Source organism: Kosakonia sp. MUSA4 (genome assembly GCF_013085925.1).
GTDB classification, from domain to species: domain Bacteria; phylum Pseudomonadota; class Gammaproteobacteria; order Enterobacterales; family Enterobacteriaceae; genus Kosakonia; species Kosakonia sacchari_B.
In genome coordinates this window covers 5,207,320-5,224,430 of the sequence record NZ_CP025697.1, presented here as the reverse complement: position 1 = coordinate 5,224,430, position 17,111 = coordinate 5,207,320, and the positions used below count along the sequence as shown (strand labels likewise).

Here is a 17,111-nt window from a genome sequence, read left to right as displayed (position 1 = left end):
CAACCTATGAAAAAGCTTCTTTCTGTTTTGCTGGTGCTGGCAATGGTTCCTGTCGCCCTGCTGGTGGTCATTACGCCGATGGACAGCCAAAAGCAGTATATTTTTGGCCTGATCAGCATTGGTATTTTGTTCCTGCTTGGATTCAGCAAAAAGCGCAGTATTTCGGTGATTATGGTCGTGATGTCGGTGCTGTTGTCGACACGCTATATCTATTTCCGCCTGACGCAAACCCTGCATTTTAACTCTGAGATTGAAACCCTGCTCGGCATGGGGCTGTTCCTTGCGGAAGTCTATGTCTGGGTGATGCTGCTGCTGAGTTACCTGCAAACTGTCTGGCCGCTGAAGCGTGAAATAGTGCAACTGCCGGATGATATGAGCCAGTGGCCGACGGTGGATGTCTACATTCCGACCTACAACGAACCGCTGGACGTGGTGCGTGATACGGTGCTCGCCGCGCAGTGTATTGATTACCCGCGCGATAAGATGAAAATCTACCTGCTCGATGATGGTAAACGCCGGGAGTTTGCGGTGTTCGCCGCCGATGTCGGCGTCGGGTATATCACCCGTAATGACAATGCGCACGCCAAAGCCGGCAACCTGAACCACGCGATGAAGCTTACTCACGGCGAGCTGATCTGCGTCTTCGACTGCGACCATGTCGCCACGCGAATTTTCCTGCAAGCCACGGTCGGCGGTTTCTTGAAAGATCCGAAACTGGCGCTGGTGCAGACGCCACACTACTTCTATTCACCGGATCCGTTCGAACGCAACCTGTCGGTAGGCCGCAATATTCCTAATGAAGGCTCGCTGTTCTACGGCCCGATCCAGCAAGGCAACGACAACTGGAACGCAACCTTTTTCTGCGGCTCGTGCGCGGTGATCCGCCGCAGCGCGCTGGAGGAGATTGGCGGTTTTGCCGTGGAAACGGTGACCGAAGATGCGCATACCGCGCTGAAATTGCAGCGCCTGGGCTGGGGCACGGCGTTTATCGATATTCCGCTGGCGGCCGGTCTGGCGACCGAACGTCTGGTACTGCATGTGATCCAGCGTACCCGCTGGGCGCGCGGCATGACGCAGATTTTCCGCCTCGACAACCCGCTGCTGGGACGCGGGCTGACCCTTCCGCAGCGTTTGTGCTACCTGAGCGCGATGCTTTATTACCAGTTTGCGCTGCCGCGAATCGCCTTTTTGACCGCGCCGCTGGCTTATTTGCTGTTTAACCTGAACATTATTCACTCCTCGGCCAGTCTGGTCTTCGCCTACGCGCTGCCGCATTTGTTCCTTGCGGTGTACGTTAACTCGCGTCTGAACGGGCGTTTCCGTTACAGCTTCTGGGGAGAGATTTATGACATCGTGCTGGCGTTCCATATTGTCCTGCCGACCGTCGTCACCATGCTGTTTCCGAAACGCGGGAAATTTAACGTCACCGATAAAGGCGGCCTGCTGAACGTGGGCTATTTCGATTTCAGCGTGGTGCGCCCGCATTTGATTATCGCGGTGTTGCTGGCGGCTGGCGTGGTGGCCGGGATTGTCCGCGCCTGCGCCCATGATTACTTCGGCGTCGATCCGCGCGTTATCGCCCTTAACGTCGGCTGGGGGCTGTACAGCCTGATTTTCCTGCTGGCGGCGATTGCCGTGGCGCGGGAAACCCGCCAGACCCGCAAAACAATCCGTATTGATGTCGATATTCCGGTATTGATCCACTATGCCAGCGGTATTACCTCGCGCAGCCAGACCGCCGATTTATCGATGGGCGGCTGCCGTATTGTGGTGCCGGACGAGCGCCACCAGAGCGATGAAATCGAAGAGATTGAACTGCTGCTGCAATCGGGCGCGATTGCCATTCCGGTTCGTATCATCGCCAGCGATGCCGAGTATATCCGCCTGATGTTCGACGATATTCCGCTGTCGCGCCGCCGCGAACTGGTGCGCGTGGTGCTTTCCCGCGCGGACGCGTGGATCCACCCGCCGAAACCGCAGGACAACCCGTTCCGCTCGATGCTGACCATTGTGCGCTGCGTCTTTGATCTCTTCTGGCTGACCTGGACATCGCGTCGGGAAAATCGCCGCCTGCGGGCAGAGCTGGCGGAGAAGGCGACGTCGGAGGAGGGCAGCGTATGAAACGTCTGGCAACACTGGCTATGCTGGTCGGTACACTGTTTATGGTGCCGCTGCACAGTGAAGAAACCACGGTTTCGTCGCTGCTGCCGGTCGATTTACCCCCGCCGACAGCGGCGCAAAGCGCATCGGCCTTTGTGCCGTCGGTGGTCAACAGCGTGAGTCTGGCGCAAATGGGACAACCGCAGGGGTTAACCCTGAGCGGCGGCCAGTTCCAGAGCGGCGTCGATTTTACCCTGCCGATGGATCAGGTGATCACCAACGCCCGGCTGGCGCTGAATCTGAAGGTTTCCCCGGCAATGGCGGCGCGTAATGCTACCCTGCAATTGATGCTTAACGGCCAGCCGCTGGGCACCGTGCCGCTGACCGCGACCGATAGCGATCTGTCGCGCTACCAGCTGGATATTCCGGCAGCGCTGATGGTTTCCAGCAACAACCTGAGCTTCAAAATCAATGATGGCGAGGCGATGCAGTGCCAGCGCGATCTGAACGATAAGTATCGTGTCACCGTCCTGCCGGATTCGCGTTTTGAGCTGGAAGGGCAGCAACTGGATATCGGCACCGATCTGAGCCACTTCCCGCGCCCGTTCTTTGACAGCATGCAGATGTCACCGACGAGCATTGCGATGGCGTTCGGCGCGACGCTGAGCGCCGATGCCATTAGCGCGGGCGCATTGATCTCCTCGTGGATGGGGATCCAGGCCGATTATCGCGGCATCTCCTTTGCGGCGTATCACGATCGTCTGCCGGAACAGAACGGCATCCTGATCGGCCATCCCGGCGAGCAGATCGGCGGCCTGACGCTGCCGCAAACCACGCAGCCGCTGCTGAAAATTATCGATAACCCGGCGAACCCGGTGTACAAGCTGCTGCTGGTGGTCGGTAAAGATGAGCATGAACTGCGTGCGGCGGCCTGGCGGCTGACGCGGGGCAATTTCACGCCGCAAACACCTGCGCTCGATGTTACGGCGCAGACCATTCCGTTGAGCAAACCCTATGATGCGCCGCGCTGGATCCCAACCGATCGTCCCATCAAGCTTCATGAGTTGATCCGCAAAGATCAAATCCTGACCGCCATCGGGATCTGGCACTCGCCGTTGCAGGTGGCATTTCGCGCCGCGCCGGATCTGTTTTTGTGGGACGGTGAAACCATCCCGCTGCACATTGGTTACCGCTTCCCGACGGAAAACTGGATCGACGAGCAGCGCTCCTGGCTGAGCATGACCATGAACGACACGTTCCTGCACAACCTGCCGGTCAATAAGCAGGGCGTGCTGGAAACGCTGTGGCACAAGCTGGGCGGCGATGCGCGTCAGGAGTCGTTCGATATGCCGCTGGAGCCGTACATGATCTACGGCGACAACCAGCTCTCGCTCTACTTCAACATCGTGCCGAAAGAGAATGCGCCGTGCAGCACGTTGCTTAACAACAACATCAAAAGCCGTATTGATGATGATTCATGGATCGATTTAAGCCACACGCGTCACTTTGCGCTGCTGCCGAACCTCTCCTATTTCGTTGGTGCGTCGTTCCCGTTTACCCGCATGGCGGACTACGCAGAAACGGTGCTGATGTTGCCGCAGAATCCGTCAGAAACGCAGCTCGCCATGCTACTGGATATGGCCGCGCGCTCCGGTAATGCCACCGGAACAGCGCTGGGACATAACCGCGTGGTGCTCGGCGTTCCCACCGGCGGCGGTCTGCAGGAACTGGTGCGCGATCGCGACGTGCTGGCGGTCACGGGCATGGATCAGCACGACTTCAACCACGCGCTGCTGGCGGATTCGCCGTTTATCACCCATGACAACACGCTGGGCGTGCGCGCGCCTTCCCTGTGGCAGAAAGTGCAGCGCTGGATGGCGGGCGACTGGGCGGCCGAAGGGCTGGAGGCTGACCGCTACTTCTCCTCTAACGAAGCGTGGCGCGGTTTTATCAGTTTCCGCTCGCCGTGGAACGATGAGCGCCTGGTGGTCCTGGCGCTGGGCAGCAGCGATGAACAGCTTTCGCACCTGCACAGCGATCTGGCTTCGGCGCGCATTAACGCCGGTATTCGCGGCGATGCCGCCATCATCACCAATGAAAACGGCGTGCGCAGCTTCCGCGTTGGCGAACAGTTCCCGAGTGGTCAAATGCCACCGCAGATGATGGTGGTCTGGTATGCCAACCAGCACTCCGTGCTGCTGGCTATTCTGGGTTTGCTGGTCGGTTCGCTGGCGGGCTGGCTGCTCTATCTGACGCTGAAAAAGCGCGAGCGTAAACGTCTGGATCCGGAGAACAGCAAGTGAAAAGGGTGATCACAATGCGAAACAAAACCGCCCGCCGGTGGACGACTGTTTACCTCTCCGGCGCACTTGCGCTCAGCGTCGCCGGGCAGGCGCAGGCCGCGCCGAATGATGCGGCATTAAAAGCGCTGTTCGATCAGGCCAACTACTGGCATGAAAAATCCCATGACGACCTGGCGATGGAGTCACTGAAAAAGGTGTTAATGGTTGATGCCAATAACACCCAGGCGATGTATCTGATGGCGCTGTGGGCGCAGCAAAATGGCGATTTGCAGACCGCCGCGCAGTGGCGTTCGCGGCTGGCGCAAACCGCGCCCGGCGATGGCGGATTGCAGGCGCTGGATAACGCCAAACAGATGGCGCAGGTGCCGCAAGGCCAGCTCACGCTGGCGCGTCAGCAGGCGCGGAGCGGCAACATTCCGGCCGCGCTGGAGACCTGGCGCAGCCTGTTTAACGGCAATACGCCGCCGCCGGGGCTGGCGCCGGAATATTATCTGACGATGGCGAGCGACAAAGCGCTCTATCCGCAGGCGCTGGCGCAGATGCAGCGCATTGTGGCGCAGAATCCGCAGGATAATGCCGCGCGCGTGGCGCTGGGCAAGATGCTCACCTGGCGTGAAGAGACGCGCCGCGACGGGATTTTACTGCTCGAACCGATGGCCAGCGGCAGCAAAGATGCCGATGCCGGTTTACGTCAGGCGCTGCTGTGGCTTGGGCCGCAGTCCGGCGATGAGCGCTTCTACGACACCTGGTTGCAGCGCCATCCGCAGGACAGCGAAGTTCAGGATTACTACCGCAAAAACATCGGCGGCGCGGCGAAAGGCGCGGGCTTTACCGCCCTGAACAGCGGCGACAGCAGTACGGCGAAGCGGCAATTTGAACAGGTGCTGCAAACCAATCCGCAGGACGCTGATGCGCTGGCGGGCATGGGGTATATCGCCCAGCGCAAGGGGGATTATCAGGCGGCGGCGCAATACCTGAACCGGGCGGCGAGCCAGGGCGGTGATGCCTCCGCCGAGCGCAAAACGCAGGCGGAGGACGCGGCGTTTTACGGCCAGCTGGCGCAGGCGCAACAGGCGCTGAAAGAGGGCAATGTCAGCCAGGCGCTGGCCTTATCCGCACCGCTGGCGCAGCAGAGCGGCGAGCGGGGAACGGCAGCAAAACTGTTCCGCGCCGATGTGTTACGCCAGAACAAAGATTATCCGCAGGCGGAGCAGGCGCTGCGCGCTATTCTGAACGACCAACCGCAGAATGCCCCGGCGCGTGAAAACCTCTATTACGTTTTGCGTGATCAAAACAAAACGGCAGAAGCCCAGAGCATGCTGCGAACCTTACCGGCCAGCTTGCAGGCGAAGCTGCAACCGCGCGTGGTCACCGGCACGCCGGGCGATCCGCTGCGCCGCCAGGCACAACAACTGGCCGCCAGCGGCAATACGCCGCAGGCGATTGCGCTGTTGCGTCAGGGCGTTGAGCGGTTGCCAGACGATCCGTGGCTGCGTCTCGATCTGGCGCGATTATTACAGCAATCCGGCCAGCAGAATGAAGCAGCGAGCGTCATGCTTCCGGCGCAAAGCAGCGGCGCAGGTGCCAGCTCCTTGTATGCCGCCGCGCTGTTCGCCAGTGAAAATGGCGGCTGGCAGCAGGCCAGCGCGTTGTTGTCGCGGATCTCGCCTGCGGGGCAAAACAGCCAGACGCGCGATCTCACTCGTCGGGTGAACTACAACCTGCAGATGGCGACCGCCGATCGTTATCTGGCGCAGGGCAATACTGTTGCCGCGTCGAATACCCTGAAAGCGCTCGCCAGCACGCCGCCGGAAAGCCCGGCCGATGCCGGGAAACTGGCGCGAATGCTGGCGCAAACCGGCGATCTGACCACGGCGGTTTCGCTGGTGCGGGCCAATATGCAGCAGGGTGTGCAGGGCAATGCCGGGGATTACGCCGATCAAATTGCCGTGCTGAATCAGGCCGGGTTGAACCAGGAAGCGCAGACGTTTGTTTCCAGCCCGGAGATGCAGGCGCGCAGCACCCCGGCGCAACTGGCGGGCGTGCGTAACGGTTATGTGATTAATGAAGCCGATCGTCTGCGCGAGCAGGGCAACTATGCCGCCGCCTATGACAAGCTGATTCGCGCGTTGCAAAGCGATCCGCAGAACACCGATTTAATGTTCGCCATGGGCCGTCTCTATCAGAGCGGCAAAATGAACAAAGAAGCGGGCGTGCTGTATGACTACCTGATGACGCGCGACAGCAACGATCAGGCCGCGCGCGTCGGCGCGATTGATGTGGCGCTGGCGGAAAATAACGTTGATAAAGCACAGGTGCTGGCGAATGGCCTGCGCAGCAACAGTTCACCGGAACGCCTGCTGCTGCTGGCGCGGCTGGAAGAAGCAAAGGGCAACCATCAGCAGGCGATGACCTTGTTGCGTAGCGCACGCGGCAAGCTGGTGGGGCTGGAATCAACCAACAGCGCGGCCACGCCAACAATTGGCGGCGTTTTGTTGGCGGATAACCCGTTTATGACCACCAGCAAAACCACGGCAGACACAGCGGCGCCGCAGTCGCTGTATGGGCAGACGTTGCCGTGGCAGGTGGCGCAGGTCGCCCGTGAGCCGGGCAGTAACCTGCCGGGCACCACGCGTACCGATCTGCCAGTGGAAACGGCGCAAAGCCGTACGCTGCGCCAGGTGGATGACATGATGCAGCAGATGGACGAAAAAACCGGCATGTGGCTGCAAGGTGAAGTGGATATTCGCGGTCGCGACGGGGAAACCGGCACCAGTAAATTAACGGAAGCGAAAGCGCCGCTGACCTGGTCCAGCTCGCCGTTCGGCGATGCGCGCTTTGAATTTACCGCCACGCCGGTCAGCCTCAGTTCCGGTAGCGCTTCGGGCGACGCTTGGCGTCGTTATGGCTCCAACCCGCTGGCGGATGCGGCGAGCAATATTGCCACCTCCATCAGTAATGCCAACAGCTCTACGGCAACGGACGGCAGCGATAAGTTTACCGATCTGGCTGGTTACGGCGATGCCAGCAAACTGACGCCGTTTACCGATGAGGGTTACAACAACCTGACCTCTTTATTGGCTTCGAGCCGCCTGAAAAGCCTGAGCGCATCGAATTACAAGAAGAATTACAACGATGCGATTAACGCCTCTACCGATTCGCAAAACGCCAGCGGCGTAGAGCTGAATATGGCGCTCAGCGGCGACAGCTACAAGCTGGATATCGGCAGTACGCCGCTCGGGCAGGATCTCACCTCGCTGGTGGGCGGCGTGAAGTGGTCGCCGAAACTGACCAACTACCTGACGCTGATCTTCACTGGCGAGCGCCGCGCGATCACCGACAGCCTGCTGTCGTATGTCGGGCTACAGGATAAATACTCCGGTCAGCACTGGGGGCAGGTCACCAAAAACGGCGGAACGGTACAGTTAAGTTACGATGATGGCGATGCCGGGTTTTACGTTGGCGGCGGGGGTTACAGCTATCTCGGGACGGACGTTGCCAGCAACACCAGTATGAACGCCAATGCCGGAGTCTATTTACGCCCGTGGCATGACGATTTCCGCCAGTTGCAGGCCGGGTTGAGCGTGAGCTGGATGGATTTCTCGAAAAACCTCAGCTACTTCACCTACGGCCAGGGCGGTTATTTCAGCCCGCAGAACTATGTCAGCGTCTCTTTACCGGTCGATCTTTCGCAGAAAATCGATAACTGGAAGCTAAGCATCGGCGGCGCTGTGGGTTATCAGTCTTATACCCAGGATAAAAGCGACTATTTCCCGACCGAGCCTGAGGCACAGAAGATGCTTCAGCAACTGGCGGATCTGGGCTTTATCAAAGAGGCGCAGTACCAGGGCACGTCGCAAAACGGTATCGGCTACAACTTCCATGCGGGGCTGGATTACAACGTGAATAAAAATATGACCGTGGGCGGTAAAGTCGGCTACGACACCTTCGGCAATTATAACGAAAGCACCGCCGGGATTTGGCTCCGGTATATGTTGGGAGACAAATGATGACACACACTTCTGATACACCGTTGCTCTCGTGGTTTCAGCAGCAGCAAACGGCGCCGGGCTGGTTCGATCTGCTGAGCGTGATGATTGACGGCATGGTAAGCAACGTCGGCGAAGCGGAAAGTCTGCCGTTCCTGCGCCAGATGGGCGATGCGATGGCGGAACGTACGCCGCTCCCGCCTTCGGAAACCGTGGGCGAACTGGAAGCCAATATCAATGCGCAACTGGCGCTGTTCAACTGGGGCTTTATCGATATCGATACCCGTGATGACGGGCTGGCATTTCGGCATCAGGGCTTGCCGGTCGCGCGGGAAGATGCGCACCGGAAGCGCTGGTGCTTTGCCTTTTGCGCCGTGCTTGAGGGGCTGTATACCCGCTGGATGCAAGAGCAGGGCGGCGCGGCAGGCCTCGTTTTTACCCGCGAAAGGCTCTATTCTGTGTCGGATGTTCTCTTCCGTTACGCTAACCCAAGTGAGTAAACCCATGTTGAAGCGCGTATTCGCCGCACTGGTGGTGATGGTGAGTCTGTTGTTTACGTCATTTTCCCAGGCTTCTGCGGCCTGGGATAGTTATAAAGCCCGTTTTTTGATGCCGGATGGACGCGTCGTCGATACCGGCAATAAAAGTGTTTCCCATACTGAAGGCCAGGGTTACGCCATGTTGATGGCGGTGGCCAGTGATGACAGAGCGGCCTTTGACAGCATGTGGAACTGGACGAATAAGACCCTGAGAAATAAAGATAACGGCCTGTTTTTCTGGCGTTATAACCCGGTGGAAGCCGATCCTGTTGCCGATAAAAACGATGCGACGGATGGTGATGTTCTGCTGGCCTGGGCACTGCTGAAAGCGGGGGAGCGCTGGAATGTTCCGGCTTATACCAGCGCGTCGGACGCTATCACCCAGGCCGTGCTGAAACATACGGTGGTGAGTTATGCCGGTTACCGCGTGATGCTGCCGGGCGCGAACGGCTTCAATCTCAACACCTATGTGAACCTGAATCCTGCCTACTTCATTTTCCCGGCGTGGCAGGATTTCGCGAAGCGCAGCCATCAAGTGGTGTGGCGCGATTTGATCACTGACGGACAAAAGCTGCTGGGAAAAATGCGCTTTGGCAAAGCGCAACTCCCGACAGACTGGGTTTCGCTGGCGGCGGATGGCAAGCTCTCCCCGGCGAAAGAGTGGCCGCCGCGCATGAGTTATGACGCTATCCGTATTCCGCTGTATATCAGCTGGCAGGATCCGCAAAGCGCGCTGCTGACGCCGTGGCGTAACTGGTGGCAGGGCTTTAGCCGCAATCAGACGCCAGCCTGGGTGAATGTGACAACCAACGAAACGGCGCCGTATATGATGAATGATGGTCTGCTGGCGGTACGTGATTTAACGCTGGGAGAAACGCTGGCCGAGCCGCAAATCACCGCGCAGGATGATTACTACTCTGCCAGCCTGAAGATGCTGGTGTGGCTGGCGCAGCAGCACTAACCGATTGACCCTCTCCCTGGCGGGAGAGGGCGCAGGACGTTACTGCGGATACGGTACCCAGTCGCCGCCGTTCAGGCGAACATAGGGTTTGTTCTGGTACTGCAACACAATGGCGTTGGCGTTTTCAGAAACCGGCGCCGTTTGCGGCAGATTGCTGGTGAGCTGCTGCCAGTTGACGCTGTCCTCGGTGAAGATTTTGCCATCCAGCACGCGCGTCACCAGTTCCGATATCGCCAGGAAGCTGCTCGGCTGATTAATCTCAATCGGCGCGCCCTGATGCGGTGCTTTCATGCCGAAGAATTTAATCGCGGTCGGGACGTTGGTAATTGATGGGCTGGGGATATCACGCAGGCCGGAAACCTGCATTTTGTCGCCCTTCAGCGCCGCGCCGTGTTCCGGCACCAGCACCACCATCACTTTCCGCCCGGATTTCTCCAGTTGCGTGAAGAAGGCATCCAGCTCATCAAACAATTTCTGCGCGCGCAGTTTGTAATCCGCCGTTTTACGATCGCCCGGATAGTGGTTCCCGTCGTGCAGCGGCAGCAGGTTGTAGAAGGTCGCGGTGCGCTGCCCCTGCTTGAAGCTGTCCGACTCCATCCAACGGTTCAGCACAGCAGTATCGTCATAGACCGGCGAACCATCAAAAGAGAGCAGTACAGGCGGCAGGCCAGACTGATCCATCAACGGTACCTGCACGCCGCCGTTATCGCGGATCTCTTTCAGGAAGCCACCAAATTCGCCGTTATGGTCCATCATCAACTGCTGGGTAAAGCCCAGTTTCGCCAGATTATCAAACAGATAGCATTGATTATTGGCCTGCTGATAGAGGTTTTTGTGCGACGACTGGCCGCAGCTGGCGCGCAACAGACGAATCGCCGCCGGGCCGCTGTAAGCGGTGGCAGAGTTGAAGTGTTTAAATACGATGTCGAAGTGCGACCACAGCGGGTGCGACATCAGCCCTGCCGCTTCGATATCGTCCCACGAAAGGGAACAGATATTAATGACCAGCAGATCGAACGGCTGGGCGTCAGCGGGAAGCTGCGCCGGGAAAGTGCTCTGGCGCTTCTCTTCCGAGGCGTAGAAACTGGCAAGATAAGCATTCAGGTTTTCCGAGGTCGGCGGCGCGGTTTGCGCAGGCATATCGCCGACTACCGGGGTATCGCCTGCCGCCGCGACGGTTGCTGCCGCTCCGCCGCCGGTCGTGGTCACCGTGGTGGTTGGCTGGCCGCCAGGCCACAAGTTGAATGCCGGTCCGGTCAGGGTCAGCACGTTCAGCCAGATCATAATGGCGACGACAAACACGGTAACGCGGATCCACTGCGATAAAAACAGCCACGCCACCAGCAGGACAAAAACCCCGCCAATCATTTGCCAGTTGATAAAACGGGTCACCAGATCAAGCAGATAGTCGGCGCTGAAGCCCGCAACTTGTGAGCCCTGGCTCAGAATACTTTCCGGGCCGGGCAGCCAGGTGTCATGCCAGAAGAGACCAAAACCAATCGGCAGCGCGATCCAGTGGCGCAGACGATGTAACCTCACGCGCGGCAATGGCATCAGCAGGAATGCCATAAATACCAGGTTCAGCAGCGGATGAAAGTTAAGGTAGCCCGCCCATAACAGACCGAATTTCAGCAGAAAATAGAAATTCCAGCCGGAGAGGCCGCGCCAGTATTGCCACAGCGGCGAAGGCGGTGAAGTGGTCGTAGATGAATTAGTCATGTTTGCGGTCTGCCTTGACGAACGATTCCCGGTGCAATATTCCTGCCGGTTTTACATAGCGAGGTCTGGTAAATAAGATGCGAAACGCGGAGCGGATCGGGCGTATCCAGTGGCGCGCCAGGTAGCCCAGCGGGAAAAAGATCAGCGCACAGAAGATAATAAGCTGAACGATATCGCTGATTGACATCATGATGTGCGCTCCGTGGTATCACTGAATAAGCGGTAAGGCTCCGGAATACGACGCCAGCCATTACCGTCATGTTCGGCGTTAATGACTTTCTCCGTTTTGGCCGTGTCAGGCAGCGGTTTAGCCAGTTTTTCCGGCGTCAGCGTACGCATCTGCACCAGCTCTGCGGCAATCTGATTATCTTCAAACCACACCATTCGGTTTGAGAAGATATCGGCCGTTGGCAGCGGGAAAATATGGTTCAGGGCGGTATCAAGATCGTTGACCCGGCAAAAGGACAAAAACAGCACCAGCCGGTTGTCGCTCATGCTGACAATATCCCCCACGCGGTTAGGGCGACAGAGGGTAAGCGCCTGCTCAACGCGAATGCCCGGTACCGGGCGCAGCGCAACCATTACCCCTTTACCATCCGGCGGCAACAGTTGGTTATTGACCATATTGCTTATCGCATCGCAGAAGATATTCCACGGCTGGTAGCCGCGCAGCTTCAGAGGCTGGGTCATGGAAAGCAGGGTGGTGATATCTTCCGGCACCAGCCGGTTGAATTGTTGCCCTTGCACGCTTTCAATCAGCGTCAGGCAGCGCGACAGCGGCGCGTTCCAGGGAATAACCATATTCGCGCCGCAGCCCAGCAATAATCGCTCATCGGTTGCGCGCAGGCTGGCCTGGCTTTCACGGACGATAATTTTTAAAGCGCTGCCGCGCTGGCGGCGCAGGGTATGTACCTGGCGGGCGATGCTGTCGATCTGGTTGTTTTGCGCCAGGGAGAAAATCAGCGTTGCCGCCTGGCTTGAGCGGGCTTCTTCAAACAGGGCTTCGTTTGTTTCAAATAAAGACCAATATTCGGAAAGCGGCGGCGCACCTTCCAGAACCGCCACATTGCTTAATATTCTTTTTTCATCGCTGCGCGGTTGTACGGCGGTTTCTTCCTGCTTCGCTAATTGCCAGCGGTCATCATGGTGATGAAGAATCAGTTGCTGTCGCGCGCTAATCCCTTTTTCATTACACCACCAGGCGACATCATAAAGATGCATACCGTTTTGATAGCGTAAACTTGCCAGACCAAACAGTGAGCGATATTCACTCATCAAAATCGAGGCTTGTTTGTCATTGTTATTGCCGGGATTAATAACCAGCAAAGTGCAATTATGATATTTTGCCCACTCATGCGTTTTTTCTAACCATTGATGTATTTTGGGACCAGGAACATTCTGCCAGGCATTATTAGCACAGAGCAGTATAAGTAAATAATTCTCAGGTTCAATGGTGCAAAGTAAATCGCGGGAGAGAAAGTATAGGCTATTACTCTGGTTTGGCATGGAAAATAGGCGAATTTTTTGGGGGCCGTGATCTTTATCCAGTTTAAGGATGCCCCGGAGATCGTGGTCCATACCGATAACCGCGACGTTCGCCTCGGTATCTTGCTGTGCAATGGTTTGATTAATAAGGCTAAATGCGTCAATTTCGCGATCGGCATTTAACCACCAAACGCCGCCCGTAGGCATATGACGCAATTCGTCCCATAAAGACTGAATGCCAATAGAAAATATGGGGTCCACGATGTCCCTCTTGAAACAAATTTATCTGTATCTCAGTTTACTAGCGAAAGCTGAGAAATAAACCTAACATTGAAATTAAAGAACATCAGTTTTAACATGTAAATAAATTTCGTAGGGCATGATGCCTTGCTACAATCAGTGCATGTGTTTTCTATTCAAAGGGATCGGGCCAGAATGCATAATAATGAACCAAAAACGCAAACAGACCCCACTCTGGGTTATACATTCCAAAATGATTTTTTGGCACTGAGCAAGGCTTTTTCACTACCCGAAATAGATTACGCCGATATTTCCCAGCGTGAACAGTTGGCTGCGGCGATTAAGCGCTGGCCGCTACTGGCTGAATTATCCCGTCAACAATAAGGCAACTGTAGATGGCCATTTTGGGATTACAGGGGATCCGCGGCGGTGTGGGTACAACATCGATTACGGCGGCTCTGGCCTGGTCATTGCAATTATTAGGCGAATCGGTGCTGGTTATTGATGCCTGCCCTGACAATCTGCTGCGCCTGTCATTTAATGTCGATTTTGCCAGCCGTGGCGGCTGGGCGCGCTCAGTGCTGGATGGTCAGGACTGGCGCGATGCCGGTATGCGCTACACTTCGCAACTGGATGTATTGCCGTTCGGCCAACTCACAACGAGCGAGTGGGATTCTGTTCATCATGACGCGTTAAACCCGCTTGTTTCCCTTTTACAGGCGTTAAAAACGCAGCAACAGTATCACTGGGTGCTCATCGATCTGCCGCACGGTTTTTCACCGTTGGCGCGGCAATTCGTCGCCGCGTGCGACCATGTTTTCACCATTATCAAACCTGATATTAATTGCCATATTCGCCTGCATCAGCAGCCGCTGCCTGCGGGGTCGCATATTCTGATTAACGACCTGCGGATTGGTAGCCAGTTGCAGGACGATCTGTGGCAGGTCTGGTTGCAAAGCCAGACGCGCATCCTGCCGACCACTATCCATCGTGATGAAGCGCTGGCGGAGTGTCTGGCATCGAAACAACCGCTGGGCGAATACCGCAGCGACTCGCTGGCCGCGGAAGAGATGGTGACGCTGGCGAACTGGTGCCTGCTGCATTGCGCACAGCCGCGCGAAGGTGGTGAGCGAGAGAGGATCCGGCCATGAGCGGCCCCGCCAGCTGGTTGCTGATCCCGCCGGTCAGCGCACGCTTACGCGCGCGCTATCAGCACTATCGCCAGCATGGCGCATCATGGTTCAGCGCGGCTTGTGGCTGCTTTTGGGTGATCCTGGCCTGGATGTTTATCCCGCTTGAGCATCCGCGCTGGCAGCAGTTGCGGGCGCAGCAACAGCACTGGTTTCCGCATATCGATCCTGACAGACCGCGCCCGCTTGATCCGGCGCGCTACCTGCTGCAAAGCCTCTGGCTGCTGGTGACATTACCCTGGGGACCGCCGAAATCGGCGCGGCGCCAGCGTTTTGCCCGTATCCGCGCATTGCGTGGGCGCTGGTATCACTGGCTTGATACCTTGCCGGAACGCGTGACGCATCGCACCGGTCATCTCGATCATAAAAAAGAGCTTAGCCATATCAGCCCGCGCCTGCGGCGCTTTATTTTAGGCGTCATTGTGGTGTTTTCGCTGATTCTTGCCCTGTTGTGCATTACGCAGCCGTTTAACCCGCTGGCGCAGTTTGTTTTCCTGATACTGCTGTGGGGCGTTGCGCTGCTGGTGCGCCGCATTCCGGGACGCTTTTCAGCGCTGATGCTGATTGTGCTGTCGCTGACCGTCTCTTGTCGCTATATCTGGTGGCGCTATACCTCAACCCTCAACTGGGACGATCCGGTCAGCCTGGTGTGCGGCCTGGTGCTGCTGTTTGCCGAAACGTACGCCTGGATAGTGCTGGTACTGGGCTATTTCCAGGTTGCCTGGCCGCTGAACCGCCAGCCGGTGCCGCTACCGAAAGATATGTCGTTGTGGCCGTCGGTGGATATTTTCGTGCCGACCTATAACGAAGATCTCAACGTGGTGAAAAACACCATTTACGCGTCGCTCGGTATCGACTGGCCGAAAGACAAACTCAAAATCTGGATCCTCGATGATGGCGGCCGCGAAGAGTTTCGCCAGTTCGCCAGCATGGTGGGCGTGGAGTATATCGCCCGCACGACGCATGAGCATGCGAAAGCCGGTAACATCAATAATGCGCTGAAATATGCGAAGGGCGAGTTTGTCTCAATTTTCGACTGCGACCACGTTCCGACGCGCTCTTTCCTGCAAATGACCATGGGCTGGTTCCTGAAAGAGAAAAAGCTGGCGATGATGCAGACGCCGCACCATTTCTTCTCGCCGGACCCGTTTGAACGTAACCTCGGGCGCTTTCGTAAAACGCCTAACGAAGGCACGCTGTTCTATGGTCTGGTGCAGGACGGCAACGACATGTGGGATGCCACTTTCTTCTGCGGCTCCTGTGCGGTTATTCGTCGTGGGCCGCTGGATCAGATAGGCGGGATTGCGGTAGAAACCGTCACCGAAGATGCGCATACCTCGCTGCGTTTACACCGCCTTGGGCATACCTCTGCGTATATGCGTATTCCGCAGGCAGCAGGGTTGGCGACCGAGAGCCTCTCGGCACACATTGGTCAGCGTATTCGCTGGGCGCGCGGCATGGTGCAGATTTTCCGCCTCGACAACCCGCTGTTTGGTAAAGGGCTGAAATTGCCGCAGCGGCTATGTTACGTCAACGCCATGTTCCACTTCTTATCGGGCATCCCGCGGTTGATTTTTCTGACCGCGCCGCTGGCGTTCCTGCTGTTGCATGCCTACATCATTTACGCCCCGGCGCTGATGATCGCCCTGTTCGTGCTACCGCACATGATTCACGCCAGCCTGACGAACTCGAAGATTCAGGGGAAATATCGCCACTCTTTCTGGAGCGAGATCTACGAAACGGTGCTGGCATGGTATATCGCGCCGCCTACGCTGGTGGCGCTGTTCAACCCGCATAAAGGCAAGTTTAACGTCACCGCCAAAGGCGGGCTGGTGGAAGAGGAGTATGTGGACTGGGTGATCTCTCGTCCTTACATCTTCCTGGTACTGCTGAATCTGGTGGGCGTGTTGGTGGGGATCTGGCGCTATTTCTACGGCCCGGAGAACGAAGTGCTCACCGTGTTCGTCAGTATGGCCTGGGTGTTTTACAACATGGTGATTCTTGGCGGCGCGGTAGCGGTATCGGTCGAAAGCAAACAGGTACGCCGCGCGCACCGTGTCGAAATCTCCATGCCAGCGGCCATTGCCCGCGAAGATGGCCATCTTTTCTCCTGTACCGTCCATGACTTCTCCGACGGCGGCCTGGGCATCAAGATTAATGGTCAGGCGCAGGTGCTGGAAGGGCAGAAAGTAAACCTGCTGCTGAAGCGCGGCCAGCAAGAGTATGCGTTTCCGACGACGGTAGCGCGCGTCATTGGCAACGAAGTCGGTTTGCAACTGATGCCGCTCACCACCAAACAACATATCGATTTTGTGCAGTGTACCTTTGCCCGTGCAGACACATGGGCGCTGTGGCAGGACAGCTTCCCGGAAGATAAGCCTCTGGAAAGTCTGTTTGATATTTTGAAACTGGGTTTCCGCGGCTATCGCCATCTCGCGGAATTTGCTCCACCGTCCGTCAAAGTGATTTTCCGCTCATTTACCGATCTGGTGGCCTGGGTGGTGTCATTTATTCCGCGTCGTCCGGCACGGAATATGGCCGTGCAGCAACCAACGACGTGACTGGCTCAACAATGATGAAAACGC

Annotated in this window: 11 protein-coding genes; 8 read left to right on the top strand and 3 right to left on the bottom strand. The window is 57.3% G+C overall.

The features are described from left to right. Window positions 1-6: 6 nt before the first annotated feature. Genes bcsA (C0557_RS24820) through C0557_RS24800 form a run of 5 tightly spaced genes read left to right on the top strand, consistent with a single transcriptional unit; the run spans window position 7 to window position 9,892 of the window. Window positions 7-2,121, top strand: coding sequence for a UDP-forming cellulose synthase catalytic subunit (gene bcsA / locus C0557_RS24820; protein ID WP_074776160.1), 2,115 nt, complete (start codon window positions 7-9; stop codon window positions 2,119-2,121). Next, the gene (gene bcsB / locus C0557_RS24815; protein ID WP_208662052.1) at window positions 2,118-4,403 is read left to right on the top strand and encodes a cellulose biosynthesis cyclic di-GMP-binding regulatory protein BcsB; all 2,286 of its coding nucleotides are present in this window, start codon (window positions 2,118-2,120) and stop codon (window positions 4,401-4,403) included. Before bcsA (C0557_RS24820) ends, bcsB begins: the two co-directional genes overlap by 4 nt. 14 nt (window positions 4,404-4,417) lie before the next feature. Then, a complete protein-coding gene (locus C0557_RS24810) occupies window positions 4,418-8,413 on the top strand; it encodes a cellulose biosynthesis protein BcsC (RefSeq protein ID WP_208662044.1) in 3,996 nt (1,331 codons plus the stop codon). Beyond that, a complete protein-coding gene (bcsD, locus tag C0557_RS24805) occupies window positions 8,410-8,892 on the top strand; it encodes a cellulose biosynthesis protein BcsD (protein WP_074776156.1) in 483 nt (160 codons plus the stop codon). The genes C0557_RS24810 and bcsD overlap by 4 nt, the downstream gene beginning before the upstream one ends. Before the next feature lie 4 nt (window positions 8,893-8,896). Then, entirely contained in the window at window positions 8,897-9,892 is a 996-nt protein-coding gene (locus C0557_RS24800) for a glycosyl hydrolase family 8 (RefSeq protein WP_208662042.1), read from the top strand. 39 nt (window positions 9,893-9,931) lie between these two features. Here the strand turns inward: C0557_RS24800 and bcsG are convergent, their stop codons facing one another. From bcsG to bcsE, 3 genes are read right to left on the bottom strand one after another with little or no spacing between them, the layout of a single operon-like run. Further along, a complete protein-coding gene (gene bcsG, locus C0557_RS24795; protein WP_208662040.1) occupies window positions 9,932-11,611 on the bottom strand; it encodes a cellulose biosynthesis protein BcsG in 1,680 nt (559 codons plus the stop codon). Beyond that, a complete protein-coding gene (gene bcsF, locus C0557_RS24790; protein ID WP_208662037.1) occupies window positions 11,604-11,801 on the bottom strand; it encodes a cellulose biosynthesis protein BcsF in 198 nt (65 codons plus the stop codon). Before bcsF ends, bcsG begins: the two co-directional genes overlap by 8 nt. Next, window positions 11,798-13,357: a cellulose biosynthesis c-di-GMP-binding protein BcsE gene (gene bcsE, locus C0557_RS24785; RefSeq protein WP_208662035.1), complete on the bottom strand. Its 1,560-nt coding sequence runs from the start codon at window positions 13,355-13,357 to the stop codon at window positions 11,798-11,800. The genes bcsF and bcsE overlap by 4 nt, the downstream gene beginning before the upstream one ends. A 174-nt stretch (window positions 13,358-13,531) precedes the next feature. Here bcsE and bcsR point away from each other — a divergent pair, with 174 nt between their 5' ends. The 3 genes from bcsR to bcsA (C0557_RS24770) are packed head-to-tail and all read left to right on the top strand — an operon-like array spanning window position 13,532 to window position 17,087. After that, a complete protein-coding gene (bcsR, locus tag C0557_RS24780) occupies window positions 13,532-13,720 on the top strand; it encodes a cellulose biosynthesis protein BcsR (protein WP_007369584.1) in 189 nt (62 codons plus the stop codon). Window positions 13,721-13,731: 11 nt separating this feature from the next. Continuing rightward, window positions 13,732-14,487 carry a cellulose biosynthesis protein BcsQ gene (bcsQ, locus tag C0557_RS24775; RefSeq protein ID WP_208662033.1) on the top strand — a complete coding sequence of 252 codons (756 nt, stop codon included), beginning with the start codon at window positions 13,732-13,734 and terminating at the stop codon, window positions 14,485-14,487. Beyond that, complete coding sequence (bcsA, locus tag C0557_RS24770; RefSeq protein ID WP_208662031.1) at window positions 14,484-17,087, top strand: UDP-forming cellulose synthase catalytic subunit; 2,604 nt, start codon at window positions 14,484-14,486, stop codon at window positions 17,085-17,087. The genes bcsQ and bcsA (C0557_RS24770) overlap by 4 nt, the downstream gene beginning before the upstream one ends. Window positions 17,088-17,111 lie beyond the last annotated feature (24 nt).